Below are 15,380 nucleotides of genomic sequence, written 5' to 3' on the forward strand. Positions count from 1 at the left end.
GAATTCCCTATACAGACCCGGCGGGGATCAGCCAAAGAACAAACGGGACGGCCACAAGACCAGAGATCAGGATCACAACAAACGACTTTCCCAACGACTTAAATCGATGCGCCTCGTTGAGAAAATGCAGGGTGATGTAAAGGCTAAGACCCAGCATCGCCAGACTGGCCGGTAAGAATAGAAACGGCAGCGCTGCAACCAGCGCTAGAATGATTGCTTGCCCCGCAATTTGCAGGATTTGCAACCAGACAATCAGCGTCATGAAGTCATTGAACGTTCCCGTTCCACCCAGGACGCGGCCCACTAATAGGAACGTCACGACGCTGATCATGATTGCCGCAACGGAAACAAAAAGCGTCCTCGATAGTGGCTCAGCCAGTTGCTGAACATCCGGACTGATAAGCGGCAGGACGAAGCTGGACGCAGACTGGACCAGAGCGTTCAGGATCACCGCAAGAGAAAAGGCGAGCCATAGTACATCCGTACCCAGCCGCAACGCGAGCAATCGTCTTGCGGCTTCGGCTGGATTGGACAGGGTCAGAACGACCAGGTTGAGCAGCGCGGTGGAATTCATTTAGCAGCCTTTTGCGATTGCTTGAGGCCCGACAACCAGAACCAGAGAAAAACCGCAACCCATAACAGCCCCACAAGTGTTTGCGCTGACCCGGGGCCGATGAAACCGGACACCAGCCCATTCAGCAACACCAAAGGCGCTGACGCGAGAAGCGCCCAGAACAAGGCTAGCCGCGCGCCATAGCTGGTGCCAACGCCCCCCATCATCCGCGCGATGAAATGGGTGAGCCAAGCAAGAAGATAAAAGCACAATGGCAGAATAAAGACCGAGCCCAACAGGGCCCCGCCCATCAGCATGTTCAGCTCTATCCCTTCCAGATGAGCCCTCCGTGCAAGGCCGGGCAATTGCGCGATAAAGCCTATTACACAGAACGCCATCACAAACGCCAATGCGCGATCTTCGCGCGGCCCCATATCAAGCAGCCGACGCACCACACGCCCCGGTCCGCGATACGTGGCCACGATATCAGTTGTGACAGGCATCAGCGGCGGCGTGCCAGCCAATCTTGCAATCGGGACACGATATCAGCTGCCAGATCCTCGTCCTCGATTTCATCAACGGCTTCAGCCAGGAAGGCCAGTGTCAACATGTCGGTTGCTTCTGCCGTTGGGACGCCACGGGAGCGCAGGTAGAACAAAGCCGTTTCATCAATGGCGCCCGAGGTCGAACCGTGCGAACACGCCACGTCATCGGCGTAAATCTCAAGCTCGGGTTTGGCGAGGAACTGACTGTCATCGTCCAGAAGCAGCGACTGGCTGATCTGGTAACCGTCGGTTTTCTGAGCACCTTCCTTCACCAAGATCTTGCCCTGAAAAACACCCGTCGCACCGTTGCGAAGCACCTTCTTGAACACTTGGCGGCTCTCGCAATTCACCGCATCATGCGTGACAAAGACCGTGTCATCATGGAGAAAATCACCGTCTCCAACACACGCACCCGCCACGTGAGCGACCGCATCGTCACCCGTCAGTTCGACGACTTGCTCGTTTCGCGTCAAAACTCCGTTCACGGTCAGCGTGAAGGATTTATAGACGGATTCTTTGCCAAGCCGCGAGAACATATGAGTCGCCGCACGGCGTTGATGATCCCTGCCCTGCGCACGGATATGATGCAGCGTGCCATTGTCGGCGATATCGATCTCCATGCATTTGTTGAAGCGCGACGCTGCGGGTCCGTTTTCAAGGATCGTGACTTCGGCACCGCTTTCAACCCGAACGACGTGATGCAGGATCGCATCCGACGTTTCAGATTCATGGCGATAAATCAGGTTAATCGGTTTGCTCGGCTTGCCGGATACATGAATGGCAACTCCATCTGACGCATAGGCCGTGTTCAGCGCCGCCAAGGGACGCGCCACTGGATCTTGGCCTTTTGCTTCAAGAACGCCGTATAACTCTTTGGCCCAATGGATATCTTTGCAACAGATATCTTCCAGCCGATCGATCGTTACACCCTCCAGAGACAGATCATCAGACTCTTCCGGGCTGAATACGCCATCAATGAAAACGATCTTCAGTCGGTCGAGCGCGTGGAACAGAGCCGGTTCATCCGTTTTGAACAAAGCAGCACTGGGAGCTTCCGCAGAGACCAGAGTGTCTGGACGGGTATATTTCCAGTATTCATCTCGACGACTGGGCAAACCCATCGCGCGTACACGTGCAATTGCGGCTTCGCGCGCTTTCCGTGTGCATCCCGCATCCGGCATGGTCAGCGCTGCCAGCCGTTCCTCGGTCGCCGTTTGTTTTGCTTGGGGCAAAGCCATCAGTTCACCTCGGCCAGTATGTCGGCATAGCCGTTGTTTTCAACTTCCAGCGCCAGTTCGGGACCACCGGATTTCACGATACGACCATCCGCCATGATGTGAACCACGTCAGGTTTGATGTGATCGAGAAGCCGCTGATAGTGCGTGATAACAAGGAAACCCCGCCCTTCATCGCGCAGGGCGTTCACACCCTCGGCCACCAGTTTCATCGCGTCCACGTCAAGGCCCGAGTCTGTCTCATCCAGGATGCACATCTTCGGCTCAAGCATCGCCATTTGCAGGATTTCGTTGCGCTTTTTCTCACCACCCGAAAAGCCAACATTGACCGGACGTTTCAACATTTCAGCGTCGATTTTCAGCGCCTTGGCCTTGGCACGAACCTCTTTCAAAAAATCCGTCGCCGACAGCTCTTCCTCGCCACGTGCTTTGCGCTGCGCATTCACGGCGGTGCGCAGGAAGGTCATGTTGCCCACACCGGGAATCTCGACCGGGTACTGGAACGCCAGAAACACACCTGCGGCTGCACGTTCTTCCGGTTCCATCTCAAGCAGATCCTCGCCATCAAGCGTCGCGCCGCCCTCGGTCACCTCATAGCCATCACGACCAGACAACACGTAGCTGAGCGTTGATTTGCCCGAGCCATTGGGCCCCATGATCGCATGCACCTTGCCAGGCTCGACCGTCAGGTCGACCCCTTTCAGAATTTGCTTGTCTTCTTCCTCAAGTTTGACGTGCAGGTTATTGATTTCCAGCATTTTCTGTCCTTTAGCATCTCGCAAGGGGCGCATTGCGACCCCGATAAGTTCTTATCCCAGCACCTTGCGGATCACGCGGGCGATGATCCATCCAAGCAACGCGCCTGCGCCCACTGCCCAAACCGGGTTTATGAAGTCCATGTACTTGGTATTGACGTAAGCAACCCCCAACAGGCCGCCGAGCACCGGCAACGCATAGCCAAGCACGGTCAGGACATCGTCCTTTCGGAGTCGCTGTTGGGGTTTTGGTGTCATCAGCCGACTGATCCCTCAAGGCTGATTGCCACAAGCTGTTGCGCTTCCATCGCAAATTCCATCGGCAGCGCCTGCAGAACGTCCTTGCAGAACCCGTTGACGACTAAGGCCACGGCTTCTTCCTCGTCCATGCCACGCTGACGGCAATAGAACAGTTGATCGTCGTCTACCTTCGAGGTAGTCGCCTCGTGCTCGACCCGAGATGAGTTGTTCTTCACCTCGATATACGGAACCGTATGCGCCCCGCATTTGTCGCCAATCAGCAAGCTGTCGCACTGCGTATAGTTGCGGCTGTCCTTGGCCTTTGGATGCATCGACACCAGACCACGATAGGTATTCTGCGCCTTACCGGCGCTAATCCCTTTCGATACGATCCGCGACTTGGTGTTCTTGCCCAGATGCACCATCTTGGTGCCGGTGTCGGCTTGCTGCATGTTGTTCGTGATTGCGATCGAGTAAAACTCACCCTGGCTATCGTCGCCACGCAGGATGCAGGACGGGTATTTCCAGGTCACAGCCGAGCCGGTTTCGACCTGCGTCCACATCACCTTGGACCGATCACCCCGACAATCGGCGCGCTTGGTCACAAAGTTGTAGATACCGCCTTTGCCATTCTCATCCCCGGGGAACCAGTTCTGAACGGTCGAGTATTTCACCTCGGCATCTTCTTCGACGATGATCTCGACAACCGCCGCGTGCAACTGAGCGGTGTCGCGCTGGGGCGCGGTGCAGCCTTCCAGATATGAGACGTAAGAGCCCTTGTCGGCGATGATCAGCGTGCGCTCAAACTGGCCGGTATTTTCAGCATTGATGCGGAAATATGTGCTCAGTTCCATCGGGCAGCGTACGCCCGGTGGGACGTAGACGAATGAACCATCCGAGAATACAGCCGAGTTGAGCGTGGCATAGAAATTGTCCGAGACCGGTACGACCGTCCCCAGGTATTTCTTGACGAGTTCCGGATGCTCTTTGATCGCCTCGGAAATCGAGCAGAAGATAACGCCGGCTTTCTTCAACTCTTCCTGAAAAGTCGTCCCGACCGACACCGAGTCAAATACTGCATCAACAGCAACCTTACGGCCTTCTGCCGGTGCATTCTCAGCGCCCTCGACACCTGCCAGGATCATCTGTTCTTTCAGAGGGATACCCAGCTTTTCGTAAGTCGCCAGAAGTTTGGGATCGACCTCATCAAGAGATTTGGGTTTATCTTCCATCGATTTCGGACGGGCATAATAATACTGGTCCTGAAAGTCGATCGGCGGGTAGTGCACCATCGCCCATTTAGGCTCTTCCATCTGGGTCCAGCGCTCGAACGCGGCCAGACGCCATTCGGTCATCCACTCAGGTTCATCATTTTTGTCCGAGATCAGACGAACGATATCGGGATTCACGCCTTTTGGCGCATACTCCATCTCGATATCAGTTTCCCAGCCGTATTTATAAGTGCTGACCTCGCGAACCGCGTCTACGGTTTCCTGATCGACACCCTCTTTCACCTGGGTCTGGTCCAAAGCGGCCATAATTCACCCTCCGTCAGATCACGCGGCCCGCGCGCGATGCTTTTTCTCTTTTTCAAGCCACGTTTCCGCGAAACGCAGCACATCTTCTTCCGTCGTTTCTGGCCCCAGCGATACGCGGATTGCGCTGGAGGCCGTCATCTCATCAAATCCCATGGCCGTCAGTACGGCGCTTGCGCGAACCTTGCCGCTGGAACAGGCCGAGCCTGCGCTGATCGCAAATCCCGACAAATCCATCTGCATGACCTGGGTCTCACCCTTCCAGCCCGGTGTGGCGAAGCACAGAGTGTTGGGGAGTCGCCCTTGGTCTTTCCCGACAAAAATAGTAGCTTTCGTACCAGCCTCAAGAGCGTTTTCTAGAATATTTCTAAGTTCTGCAACGTTTTCCCAAACGCCATTTGCTAAATCGCGGGACGCGGCTTCAGCTGCTGCTCCGAACCCCGCAATTCCAGTGACATTTTCTGTACCCGAGCGACGCCCCATCTCCTGCCCGCCGCCCTTGATTTGCGCAGCAAGATCGGTGCCGCGTTTCATCACCAACGCCCCGATCCCTTTTGGCCCGCCAAGTTTGTGGGCTGAAATCAGCGCCATCTCAGCCCCCAGCCAGTTGAAGGCTATCGGCAACTTACCAAAAGCCTGAGTCGCGTCGGTGACCGCAAGACCGGCAGGCAAAGTTTGAACAATTCCAGTTTCCGAATTGGCCAGTTGTAGCGTGGATCGGGAAGCGTCCGGCACGTCAACGTAACCGCCTTGGGAGACAGGCAGAACCTCATTAATCCAAGCTCTTACCGCGTCATGTTCAATCGCTGCACCTTGAAGATCGCGCCCCGCCATGGCCAAAGCCGCTGCCTCCGTCGCACCAGAAGTAAACACGATGTCGGCACCATCGGCCCCAAACGCTGTTGCGATTTGAGCCCGCGCTTTCTCGACCACCGCTTTTGCGGCGCGCCCTTCGGCATGGACCGAGGACGGATTGCCCACCAAATCCATCGCCGCGATCATTGCATCGCGGGCCTCGGGCCTCAGAGCGGCGGTTGCGTTATGGTCGAGATAAACCCGTTTCATAGATGTATCTTTTCCAAGATGGGTTTTGACGGAACACAGAAAAACGTCATCAGATCAATCGTCCACGACTGCGAACAAGCTGGGAACAGCAGGACACGGTGCAAGATCATTCCGAATTACATCCGACAGCCGCGTTTGATGCAGGAATACGTAAACATTCGCGCTCAGGCTTTCCCACAACCGATTGGTCAGTGACTGCGCCCGGCTGCCCGAAGACGCGCCCGAGGCACCTGCCCCCTTGTGCATCGCATCCACCGTCTCATCAACCGCGGCCAGTATCTCGACCACACGGATTTCCGAGGCAGGTCGCGCCAGGCGATAGCCCCCACCCGGTCCGCGTACTGAACTGACCAGATCAGCTCGGCGCAGTTTCACGAAAAGCTGCTCCAAATACGGCAGTGAAATATCCTGGCGTTCGGAAATCTCGCCCAACGTGACGAGTTTGTCCGAGGACTGAAGGGCGATATCCGCCAGCGCAACCATCGCATAGCGGCCTTTGGTCGACAGCTTCATTTTGTTTCCTTCAGGCAAGAACTGCGCGAAAACATTGACGTCGCCCGAGCCAGTGCGTATCTCCCACTGACAGCGTTTTCACGCGACACAATGTAATTAGAACCGTTCTAAGGTACCTGAGGATTACCGTCAAGATAATCTCGGGGCCGACGCGTCAAAAAACAGGACCAAAGCACACATGCCCGAGGTGATTTTTCCCGGACCCGAAGGCCGCCTGGAAGGCCGCTACCACCCGCAAAAGGAAAAAGACGCACCGATCGCTATCGTGCTTCACCCGCATCCACAATTTGGCGGGACCATGAACAACAAGGTGGTCTATAACCTGCATTACGCCTTTTACAACATGGGCTTCACGGTTCTGCGTTTTAACTTTCGCGGCGTTGGTCGCAGCCAGGGTGAGTATGACCAGGGTGTAGGTGAGCTGAGCGATGCAGCATCAGCGCTGGATTACCTTCAGTCGATGAACAACAACTCCAAGCATTGCTGGGTCGCTGGGTTCTCGTTCGGTGCATGGATCGGAATGCAGCTTCTGATGCGCCGCCCCGAGATCACTGGCTTCATCAGTGTATCGCCGCCCGCAAACATGTACGACTTTTCGTTCTTGGCACCCTGCCCGTCTTCTGGCTTGATCATCAACGGATTGGCGGACCGTGTCGCGCCACCTGCAGACACTGCGTCTCTGGTCGGAAAGCTGCATGAACAAAAGGGTATCACCATCACCCATAATGAGGTGGAAGGTGCCGATCACTTCTTCCAAGACCGCCACATGGACACGCTGATGACAGATGTGACGGATTACGTGAAACGCCGCCTGACAGAGAATACGCGCTGATGTCCGATACCATCACTACCCTCGCCGCCAGATTGGCCGAGGACACGATGAAGGTTATGGACGAGACAGGCGAGGATCGATTCTTTGTGGAGGTTGGAGACGTTCTCGGCGCAGCCTCGCAATCTCTGGAAGAAGCGTTCTTGACCGAAATCCGGGTTAGGCTGGCGGAACGCAAGGCGCGTCAATTCGTGGTGAAAAGACTGTCTGAACATCGATCCAAGCTGAAAGCGATCGAAAAGCAGTAAAGATTGCTTAGCGTCTGAAGAAAAGAAAAGGAGCCCGAAAGCTCCTTTTCGAGGATATCGCTCGGTGGGCGCCTAAACCGGAAAACCTGTGAACCGCTCAACATTCTGGGCTGCATCAATGTCGACGGACCCCCCGTCTGCAAGCCACCCCAACGCCACAATCAAAACCGAAGCGATAATGACCGATTTTGCAAAAGTCGTCATCTTATCAAACTCATTAAAAACACACTAAAAACAATTGAGTGTTTAGCACGAATGCAAAAGCCCGAATAGTCGGGTTTACCTGACCTTTGGTAAAGTTAGGGTTTTGATCATCTGCATCTGAATCCCCTTGCCCAAATGATCGCAAGTATGCTCAACCTTTCGCGATAATTCAGAGAGGCATCGCTCGTGCCAAAGACCTACCTAATCCTAATGTTGGCTGTTATCGCGGAAACCATCGGCACGACTGCGTTGCAGGCTAGCCATCAGTTTACGCGAATTTGGCCGTCGGCTCTTGTCGTGGTTGGCTATGGGTCGGCCTTTTATCTTATGGCCCTCACGTTAAAGGTCATGCCTGTGGGCATTGTCTATGCAATCTGGTCGGGCCTTGGTATTGCCCTGATCGCACTGATTGGATTTCTGGTTTTTGGCCAAAAACTCGATTGGCCCGCAGTCTTGGGTTTGGGCATGATTTTGAGTGGCATTCTGATCATCCACCTGTTTTCAGCCACAGCGGGCCACTGACCGCCGGTTAGGGCTGGTATATTTTGTCGCGCCGCGTTATGCGCGCGGCAACTTCCCGTTCAAAGGCTGACCTCTCATGGACCTGCGCAATATCGCAATCATCGCTCACGTGGACCACGGCAAGACGACCCTGGTGGATGAGCTGCTCAAACAATCCGGCGCGTTCCGGGAAAACCAGGCCGTGGCAGAACGCGCCATGGACAGCAACGACCTGGAACGCGAACGCGGCATTACCATCCTGGCCAAAGCCACCAGCGTTGAGTGGAAGGATACCCGCATCAACATCGTCGACACCCCCGGCCACGCTGATTTCGGTGGGGAAGTCGAACGTATTCTCAGCATGGTCGACGGCGTTGTACTGCTGGTCGACGCCGCCGAAGGCCCGATGCCGCAAACCAAATTCGTGACCTCAAAGGCGCTGGCTTTGGGCCTGCGCCCGATCGTCGTGCTGAACAAAGTCGACAAACCCGATGCCGAGCCTGATCGCGCTCTGGACGAATGTTTCGACCTTTTCGCCAACTTGGGCGCCGATGACGATCAGCTGGACTTCCCGGCCATGTATGCTTCGGGCCGGGCCGGCTGGGCCGATATGGAGCTTGACGGTCCGCGCAAGGACTTGACCGCCCTGTTCGATCTGATCGTTGATCACGTCCCCGCCCCCAAGCAGATCGAGAAAAAGGACGAACCGTTCAGGATGCTCGCCACCACTTTGGGCAGCGATCCATTCATCGGTCGCATTCTGACCGGTCGTGTGGAAAGTGGAACTCTGAAAGCGGGTGACAGCCTCAAAGCACTCAGCCGAGACGGCACCCAGATTGAAAGCTTCCGCGCGTCGAAAATCCTTGCATTCCGTGGATTAGCTCAACAACCCATCGACGTCGCTGAAGCAGGCGACATTGTCACGATTGCGGGTATGAGCAAAGCCACCGTGGCAGATTCCCTTGTAGCCCCGCAAGTCGACGAGGCCCTGCCTGCCCAGCCTATCGATCCGCCAACCATCACAGTGACCTTCGGCATAAACGATTCCCCGCTGGCCGGTCGTGACGGCAAAAAGGTTCAGTCTCGGGTCATTCGTGATCGCCTGATGAAAGAAGCCGAATCGAACGTAGCCATCCGCATCAGCGACACGCCCGGCGGCGAGGCCTTCGAGGTTGCTGGTCGCGGCGAATTGCAAATGGGTGTTCTGATCGAAAACATGCGCCGCGAAGGATTCGAGCTCAGCATCTCGCGCCCACAGGTTTTGTTCCGCGAGGAGGACGGCCAGCGCCTTGAACCTATCGAAGAAGTCACGATCGATGTGGATGATGAATATTCTGGCGCGGTGATCGAGAAAATCACGGGTGCGCGCAAAGGTGAACTGGCTGAAATGCGCCCTGCAGGGGCAGGCAAAACCCGGATCATCGCCCACGTGCCGTCTCGTGGCCTGATCGGCTATCACGGAGAGTTCCTGACCGATACACGCGGAACTGGTGTCTTGAACCGGGTCTTCCACGGCTGGGCAGCCCACAAAGGGCAGATTCCTGGTCGACGTGCGGGTGTTCTGATCTCGATGGAAAACGGTCAGGCGGTCGCCTATGCGCTGTGGAATTTGGAAGAGCGTGGCCGCATGTTTGTTGGCCCGCAAACTGATGTCTATCAAGGCATGGTGATCGGCGAGCATTCGCGAGACAATGATCTGGAAGTGAATCCGCTGAAAGGTAAGAAGCTGACAAACGTGCGTGCCAGCGGCTCGGACGACGCAGTAAGGCTGACCCCTCATATTCAGTTCTCGCTTGAAGAGGCAATCGCCTATATCGACGACGATGAACTGGTCGAGGTTACACCCAATGCGATCCGGCTTCGCAAACGTTATCTGGATCCGCACGAGCGTAAACGGATGTCAAAATCAGCCTGATCAATGCTGTGAACTTGTTCACGTTTTGGAAACATTGCCACATTCGTGACATTTTTGCGTCAGGCTAGAAACAACACAGAAAAAGAAGACCTGGTGCAACAGCAGGTCTTCTTTTTGTTTTTTATGGATTAATCGTGTTTGAGTGAGCTGGATCACAGAAATCCAACAGAAAGTTTGCTTGAAAATAGGCGATAGAAAGAGGACTTTGTGTTCAAAGTGTGACGCCGTTTGAGTATACGGCAATTTAGTTAACGAGTGCTTAAGGAGCGTGCGATGCGCATTAGATCCAAACTGTTATCGATTGCTTTTGCTTCTGCAATCTTACCCTTCACCTTCGGAAATTCCGCTCAGGCAGCTGGTACGTGCACTGTGAGCACGGCCAAACAGTCTGTTTCTTCGAACACTCTTTGTGCGTGTGACGTGGTTACTTCGGGCATGCTCCGGTATATCCAGCGACGCGCCGACTTCGAGTCGATCCTGGAGCGTACAATTCTTGATTGCCCGAGATTTGCAGCAGTTTTGACTGACTTGCCGACTGCGAGCATCGGCATAAACCCACAGCGCACGGGTGACGGTGCCTCAGACGAAAGAACCGAGCGCGATAGGCCTGATACCCCGGTCACACCCGATACGCCTGATACGCCTGACACGCCCGATACGCCCGATACGCCTGAGAAGCCAAACGGCGACGACGAAAAAGCTAAGGAAGAAAGAAAAAAGGCAAAGGAAAACAGGAAAAAGGCGAAAGAAGAGCGTGAAAAGGCAAGGGAATACAGGGAAAGAGTCAAAGATAAAAGAAAGACAATCAAGCAGCACCGGCAAACGGCTAAAGACTATTCTGAAAAAGCCAAGCAACTACGTGACGCTGGCGATAAAAAGGGTGCGAAGCAGGCAAGGGAACAAGCGCGACTGTTTGCTGGGTGGGCCAAAGAAAGCCAAGCTTGGGCTAATGAGCAACGTGCCTACGCACAACAACATGCCGCTAACGCCAAGATGTACCGGGAAAGTGCCCGGCAGTCGCAAGAGCGTTTGGGAAAACTGTCAATAGCCGAAGCCAAACGGGTCAAAGACAGGGCCAAATCCCAAGAACGCAGAGCTGAGCGCGAAAAAGAGGATGATCGCGGTCATTAATTCCTTCGATCAGGGTTGTGCGCGACCATAGCGCCACTGACGAGAATAGCGGATGGGCGGCGTGCAGATGCACCCGCCCACTCTAGTTGAGGTCGAAGAACTCAGCTTTTTCCATAAACTCCCAGCCATCTGGCGGGCTGCTTAGGATCTTGCATCCTCAGGAACAGATAGCGCGTCGCCTTCCAAGGCTTGATCTGATTGGTCAAATTATCCAGAACCAGATCGCCGTCGCTTGACCGATAGACCAAAACAGCATGAGAGTTTCTGCGCGTATCCAACACTGTCGCGAGCAGTAGTTTACGAGGGTCGAAACCAGCCTGGATCAAATCTCTTTTCTTTAGAAGCGCAAAATCTTCGCAGTCACCACCGCGCGAGGTCGGAAGCGCCCAAAGTTCACTGGTTTTGTATTGCGACTGATCCGTGACCTCTCGCGTGGATCGATTAACGCGGCGGTTGATCTCTTTGACAAGCTTCAATTCTTGGCTGGTGGATAAGGAACCGATACCTTTTTGCGCACATGCCCACGAATACTTACCGCAAAGCTGACGCGCGCCGGAGGGTGGTGGCGAGGCAGCGATACTCGGGATAAACGCGGCATCTTTCGCCGATGCTTCAGTCCCAAACAACAGCGAACCGTTAATCAGGATAGCCAAACCAAACAGCCCGCCAAGCTTGGCAGCGCTCTTTAAGTAGGCGTCTAAGGTCGTACCAAAGAATTTCATGCCTGTCCCTCGAGTCCTATTAATCCCTGTAAATTGCGTGGATCAGAACCCATCTGAATACCGGACCATATCCGCAAACCGTGGTTGTCACGCAATCAAATCCGAGATTGAGCGGAAAAAACGGCGGAAATTCGTCACTTTTCGTGACCATTTCCGCGCAAGAAAGTGGCGCGAAGTGCCACAATCGGACAGAGAAATATGTTCAAAACCAACAGGAAGTACGCACAACCCATTGTAATAATGCATATAAATTCAGAGCGCTCGTGAAGAGCCGCCCAGTCTAAAATGCATGGCATGTCGCACCGCTCTAGGCCGGGCAGAATTTGCAAGTTTCATGCAAAAGTAGATTTAGCCTGATTCTCAATCGGTAATTTCAACGACCACCAGCTCTCGCTCGCTGGCGCCACGGGCATGATCCAATGCCTGCTGATATGCAGGAGAATTGTAGCACTCTACCGCAGCCTCGACGGTTGGGAAGCGGGCGACCACATTGCGTGGTCGCTCTTTGCCCTCTAACTGCACGTAACGTGCCGCGCGGGCGATGAATTCACCCCCATGCGCCGCAATTGCCGGCCCTGCAAGCTCGGCGTATTTTCCATAAGCATCGGCATCAGTCACAGTAACGTGTGCGATCCAAAGTGCTGGCATCTTATCCTCCCAAAACCTGTTCAGCCGCCTTGATTGCAGCCTCTGCATTTGAGGCATCCTTGCCCCCACCCTGTGCCATGTCAGGCCGTCCACCACCGCCCTTGCCGCCAAGTTCGGTCACCGCCGCGCGGACCAGATCCACCGCAGATACCGTGTCTGTCAGGTCCGAAGTGACACCCGCTGCGACAGCCGCTTTGCCGCCGGTATCAGCAATCAATAATACTGCGCCCGTACCCAGACGGCTTTTGTGCTCATCAATCAATGCAGGCAAGTCCTTTCCGGAAACACCCGAGAGCGACTGCGCAAAGAACGCCACACCGTTCACATCGCGCGCCTCAGCGCCACTGCCCTGCCCCGCACCTCCGGCCATCGCCAAATCGCGGCGCAACTGCGCAACTTCGTTCTGCAGCGATTTACGCTCGTCCAACAGATTCTTTACACGTGCCACAACGTCATCCGGCTGGGCTTTCAACTCAAGCGCAATCGCTGAAAGGCGATGATCCTGTTTCGACAGATACTTAAACGCGTCATCACCGGTCAAAGCCTCGATCCGCCGTACGCCCGCGCTGCTGGCACTGTCACCTAGCACGACGAAGGTTCCGATATCACCGGTCTGGCGCACATGGGTACCACCGCACAGTTCGATCGACCATGTCTCACCATCCTGACCCTTACCGGTGGGTGCCTTGCCCATCGAAACCACACGCACCTCATCCCCGTATTTCTCACCGAACAAGGCCTGAGCACCCAATTCTCGGGCGTCATCCGGGGTCATGATGCGGGTCTCCACGGTCGAGTTCTGACGGATGAAGGCGTTCACCTCTCGTTCAACCTTTTGCACTTCTTCTGTTGTCAGCGCTTTTGAATGGCTGAAATCGAACCGCAAACGATCTGATGCGTTGAGCGACCCGCGCTGCGCCACGTGGTCACCCAATGTCTCACGCAGGGCTTCATGCAGAAGGTGCGTCGCGGAGTGGTTGGCACGAATGGCCGTGCGGCGCGCGTGATCGACTTCCAGCTCAACTGCGTCACCTTTTGAGATCGCTCCATGATCAATCGTGACCTTGTGAGCATAGACTTTGCCATCAGCAAACTTTCTGGTGTCTTCAACACGGGCGATATCGTCGCGCTCATCCAGCCTGCGAATTTCACCGGTGTCGCCGACCTGGCCGCCAGCCTCGCCATAGAACGGTGTCTGGTTGACTACGACCCAGCCGGTACCACCCTTCTCGATCTTGTCGACCAATGCACCATCGACCACCAACGCAGCGACCTGCCCTTCGGCCTTTTCAGTATCGTAGCCAAGGAAATCGGTCGCACCAGCCGCATCCAGCACATCGAACCAAACCACCTGATCGGCAGATTCGCCAGACCCGGCCCACGCCGCGCGAGCCTTGGCTTTTTGTTCGGCCATGGCCACGTCAAATCCATCGGTGTCGACGGTTCGTCCTTTCTCGCGCAGCGCATCCTGCGTCAGATCGAGCGGGAAACCATAGGTATCATACAGTTTGAACGCCGCGTCTCCGGGTAGTGGATCGCCTTCAGGTAAGCCCGAGACTTCCTCATCCAACAGCTTCAGACCGCGATCCAAAGTTTGCTTGAACCGAGTTTCCTCAAGCAGCAGTGTCTCTTCGATCAGTGGCTGCGCCTGACCGAGCTCTGAATATTGCGCACCCATCAATTGCACCAATGTGGGTACCAGGCGGTGCATCACCGGATCTTTGGCCCCCAACAGATGCGCATGGCGCATCGCGCGGCGCATGATACGGCGCAGAACATACCCTCGCCCATCATTTGACGGCATCACACCATCCGCGATCAGGAACGAAGTTGAACGCAAGTGGTCCGCAATCACGCGATGATGCACGTTTTGATCCCCATAAGGATCAACACCGGTCGCATCCGCGGAGGCTTCGATCAGCGTTTTGAACAGATCGGTGTCATAATTGTCGTGGCTGCCTTGCAGCAACGCACCAATGCGTTCCAATCCCATGCCGGTGTCGATCGACTGCATGTCGAGTTCGACCATCGAGCCGTCTTCGAACTGCTCGTTCTGCATGAAAACGATGTTCCAGATTTCGATGAACCGATCACCATCTTCCTCAGCCGAACCCGGAGGCCCACCCCAGATGTGATCACCGTGGTCATAGAAAATCTCGGTGCACGGGCCGCAGGGGCCGGTAGGGCCCATTTGCCAGAAATTGTCATTGGTAGCGATGCGGATGATCCGGTCTTCAGGGACACCAACCTTTTTCCAGATTTCAAATGCCTCATCATCGGTGTGATAGACAGTGGCCAACAGACGGTTCTTATCGATACCAAACTCTTTGGTGATCAGTTCCCAAGCGAACGGTATCGCCTCATGCTTAAAGTAATCCCCGAATGAGAAATTCCCCAGCATTTCAAAGAACGTATGGTGGCGAGCGGTATAGCCCACATTGTCCAGATCGTTGTGTTTGCCGCCTGCACGCACGCATTTCTGTGCAGTGGTAGCACGGCTGTAGTCGCGGGTTTCGACGCCAGTAAACAGATTCTTGAACTGAACCATACCCGAGTTGACGAACATCAGTGTCGGATCATTGCGCGGAACCAGCGGGCTGGACGCAACCACTTCGTGCCCCTGCTTGGCAAAGTAGTTCAGGAAGGTAGATCGAATGTCGTTCAGCGTTGGCATAAGGCTCTCTCGGCGCGCAGTCGTTATGGTCAGCAAAGGTTTAGCCCCACCCCCCGTGAGTGTCCAC

General features: G+C 55.1%; 17 protein-coding genes. 5 read left to right on the top strand and 12 right to left on the bottom strand.

Going from position 1 to position 15,380, the window contains the following annotated elements; genetic code table 11:
* Positions 1-7 precede the first annotated feature (7 nt).
* The 8 genes from ACR0CZ_RS11220 to iscR are packed head-to-tail and all read right to left on the bottom strand — an operon-like array spanning position 8 to position 6,441.
* Positions 8-574, bottom strand: coding sequence for a Yip1 family protein (locus tag ACR0CZ_RS11220; protein ID WP_170393038.1), 567 nt, complete (start codon positions 572-574; stop codon positions 8-10).
* Complete coding sequence (locus ACR0CZ_RS11225; protein WP_170393037.1) at positions 571-1,056, bottom strand: YIP1 family protein; 486 nt, start codon at positions 1,054-1,056, stop codon at positions 571-573. Before ACR0CZ_RS11225 ends, ACR0CZ_RS11220 begins: the two co-directional genes overlap by 4 nt.
* Positions 1,056-2,336 (bottom strand): Fe-S cluster assembly protein SufD, encoded by a 1,281-nt coding sequence (gene sufD, locus ACR0CZ_RS11230; protein ID WP_170393036.1) that lies wholly within the window; start codon positions 2,334-2,336, stop codon positions 1,056-1,058. The genes ACR0CZ_RS11225 and sufD overlap by 1 nt, the downstream gene beginning before the upstream one ends.
* Positions 2,336-3,091 carry a Fe-S cluster assembly ATPase SufC gene (gene sufC / locus ACR0CZ_RS11235; protein WP_170393035.1) on the bottom strand — a complete coding sequence of 252 codons (756 nt, stop codon included), beginning with the start codon at positions 3,089-3,091 and terminating at the stop codon, positions 2,336-2,338. The genes sufD and sufC overlap by 1 nt, the downstream gene beginning before the upstream one ends.
* A gap of 51 nt (positions 3,092-3,142) precedes the next feature.
* Entirely contained in the window at positions 3,143-3,346 is a 204-nt protein-coding gene (locus tag ACR0CZ_RS11240) for a hypothetical protein (RefSeq protein ID WP_170393034.1), read from the bottom strand.
* On the bottom strand, positions 3,346-4,866 hold the full coding sequence (gene sufB, locus ACR0CZ_RS11245) for a Fe-S cluster assembly protein SufB (RefSeq protein WP_170393033.1): 1,521 nt from the start codon (positions 4,864-4,866) through the stop codon (positions 3,346-3,348). Before sufB ends, ACR0CZ_RS11240 begins: the two co-directional genes overlap by 1 nt.
* A gap of 18 nt (positions 4,867-4,884) precedes the next feature.
* The gene (locus ACR0CZ_RS11250; protein ID WP_170393032.1) at positions 4,885-5,928 is read right to left on the bottom strand and encodes a cysteine desulfurase family protein; all 1,044 of its coding nucleotides are present in this window, start codon (positions 5,926-5,928) and stop codon (positions 4,885-4,887) included.
* A gap of 54 nt (positions 5,929-5,982) precedes the next feature.
* Complete coding sequence (gene iscR, locus ACR0CZ_RS11255; protein WP_170393031.1) at positions 5,983-6,441, bottom strand: Fe-S cluster assembly transcriptional regulator IscR; 459 nt, start codon at positions 6,439-6,441, stop codon at positions 5,983-5,985.
* A gap of 178 nt (positions 6,442-6,619) precedes the next feature.
* Between iscR and ACR0CZ_RS11260 the strand changes: the two genes are divergently transcribed.
* Complete coding sequence (locus ACR0CZ_RS11260; protein WP_008758207.1) at positions 6,620-7,273, top strand: alpha/beta hydrolase; 654 nt, start codon at positions 6,620-6,622, stop codon at positions 7,271-7,273.
* Positions 7,273-7,518: a hypothetical protein gene (locus ACR0CZ_RS11265; protein WP_170393030.1), complete on the top strand. Its 246-nt coding sequence runs from the start codon at positions 7,273-7,275 to the stop codon at positions 7,516-7,518. The genes ACR0CZ_RS11260 and ACR0CZ_RS11265 overlap by 1 nt, the downstream gene beginning before the upstream one ends.
* A 72-nt stretch (positions 7,519-7,590) precedes the next feature.
* On the opposite strand, the gene ACR0CZ_RS11270 is transcribed toward ACR0CZ_RS11265, so the two are convergent.
* Positions 7,591-7,722, bottom strand: coding sequence for a hypothetical protein (locus ACR0CZ_RS11270; RefSeq protein WP_255612097.1), 132 nt, complete (start codon positions 7,720-7,722; stop codon positions 7,591-7,593).
* Positions 7,723-7,908: 186 nt separating this feature from the next.
* On the opposite strand from ACR0CZ_RS11270, the gene ACR0CZ_RS11275 reads away from it, so the two are divergent.
* From ACR0CZ_RS11275 to ACR0CZ_RS11285, 3 genes are all read left to right on the top strand, one after another.
* Entirely contained in the window at positions 7,909-8,244 is a 336-nt protein-coding gene (locus tag ACR0CZ_RS11275) for a DMT family transporter (RefSeq protein ID WP_480503260.1), read from the top strand.
* Positions 8,245-8,320: 76 nt separating this feature from the next.
* Positions 8,321-10,138, top strand: coding sequence for a translational GTPase TypA (typA, locus tag ACR0CZ_RS11280; protein WP_170393029.1), 1,818 nt, complete (start codon positions 8,321-8,323; stop codon positions 10,136-10,138).
* Positions 10,139-10,411: 273 nt separating this feature from the next.
* Positions 10,412-11,269: a hypothetical protein gene (locus ACR0CZ_RS11285; RefSeq protein ID WP_170393028.1), complete on the top strand. Its 858-nt coding sequence runs from the start codon at positions 10,412-10,414 to the stop codon at positions 11,267-11,269.
* Positions 11,270-11,370: 101 nt separating this feature from the next.
* Here the strand turns inward: ACR0CZ_RS11285 and ACR0CZ_RS11290 are convergent, their stop codons facing one another.
* The 3 genes from ACR0CZ_RS11290 to alaS all read right to left on the bottom strand — a co-directional run bounded on the left by ACR0CZ_RS11290 (position 11,371) and on the right by alaS (position 15,313).
* Complete coding sequence (locus tag ACR0CZ_RS11290; protein WP_170393027.1) at positions 11,371-11,991, bottom strand: transglutaminase-like cysteine peptidase; 621 nt, start codon at positions 11,989-11,991, stop codon at positions 11,371-11,373.
* Between the two features lie 360 nt (positions 11,992-12,351).
* A complete protein-coding gene (locus ACR0CZ_RS11295; protein ID WP_170393026.1) occupies positions 12,352-12,639 on the bottom strand; it encodes a DUF1330 domain-containing protein in 288 nt (95 codons plus the stop codon).
* Between the two features lies 1 nt (position 12,640).
* Positions 12,641-15,313 carry an alanine--tRNA ligase gene (gene alaS / locus ACR0CZ_RS11300; protein WP_170393688.1) on the bottom strand — a complete coding sequence of 891 codons (2,673 nt, stop codon included), beginning with the start codon at positions 15,311-15,313 and terminating at the stop codon, positions 12,641-12,643.
* Positions 15,314-15,380: the final 67 nt, after the last annotated feature.

This window comes from Ruegeria sp. H9, assembly GCF_056532915.1.

What these genes read in the sequence shown, in the direction of transcription:
- ACR0CZ_RS11220 (WP_170393038.1), bottom strand. Translation starts at nt 574, where the DNA reads ATGAATTCCACCGCGCTGCTCAACCTGGTCGTTCTGACCCTGTCCAAT.
- ACR0CZ_RS11225 (WP_170393037.1), bottom strand. Translation starts at nt 1,056, where the DNA reads ATGCCTGTCACAACTGATATCGTGGCCACGTATCGCGGACCGGGGCGT.
- sufD (WP_170393036.1), bottom strand. Translation starts at nt 2,336, where the DNA reads ATGGCTTTGCCCCAAGCAAAACAAACGGCGACCGAGGAACGGCTGGCA.
- sufC (WP_170393035.1), bottom strand. Translation starts at nt 3,091, where the DNA reads ATGCTGGAAATCAATAACCTGCACGTCAAACTTGAGGAAGAAGACAAG.
- ACR0CZ_RS11240 (WP_170393034.1), bottom strand. Translation starts at nt 3,346, where the DNA reads ATGACACCAAAACCCCAACAGCGACTCCGAAAGGACGATGTCCTGACC.
- sufB (WP_170393033.1), bottom strand. Translation starts at nt 4,866, where the DNA reads ATGGCCGCTTTGGACCAGACCCAGGTGAAAGAGGGTGTCGATCAGGAA.
- ACR0CZ_RS11250 (WP_170393032.1), bottom strand. Translation starts at nt 5,928, where the DNA reads ATGAAACGGGTTTATCTCGACCATAACGCAACCGCCGCTCTGAGGCCC.
- iscR (WP_170393031.1), bottom strand. Translation starts at nt 6,441, where the DNA reads ATGAAGCTGTCGACCAAAGGCCGCTATGCGATGGTTGCGCTGGCGGAT.
- ACR0CZ_RS11260 (WP_008758207.1), top strand. Translation starts at nt 6,620, where the DNA reads ATGCCCGAGGTGATTTTTCCCGGACCCGAAGGCCGCCTGGAAGGCCGC.
- ACR0CZ_RS11265 (WP_170393030.1), top strand. Translation starts at nt 7,273, where the DNA reads ATGTCCGATACCATCACTACCCTCGCCGCCAGATTGGCCGAGGACACG.
- ACR0CZ_RS11270 (WP_255612097.1), bottom strand. Translation starts at nt 7,722, where the DNA reads ATGACGACTTTTGCAAAATCGGTCATTATCGCTTCGGTTTTGATTGTG.
- typA (WP_170393029.1), top strand. Translation starts at nt 8,321, where the DNA reads ATGGACCTGCGCAATATCGCAATCATCGCTCACGTGGACCACGGCAAG.
- ACR0CZ_RS11285 (WP_170393028.1), top strand. Translation starts at nt 10,412, where the DNA reads ATGCGCATTAGATCCAAACTGTTATCGATTGCTTTTGCTTCTGCAATC.
- ACR0CZ_RS11290 (WP_170393027.1), bottom strand. Translation starts at nt 11,991, where the DNA reads ATGAAATTCTTTGGTACGACCTTAGACGCCTACTTAAAGAGCGCTGCC.
- ACR0CZ_RS11295 (WP_170393026.1), bottom strand. Translation starts at nt 12,639, where the DNA reads ATGCCAGCACTTTGGATCGCACACGTTACTGTGACTGATGCCGATGCT.
- alaS (WP_170393688.1), bottom strand. Translation starts at nt 15,313, where the DNA reads ATGCCAACGCTGAACGACATTCGATCTACCTTCCTGAACTACTTTGCC.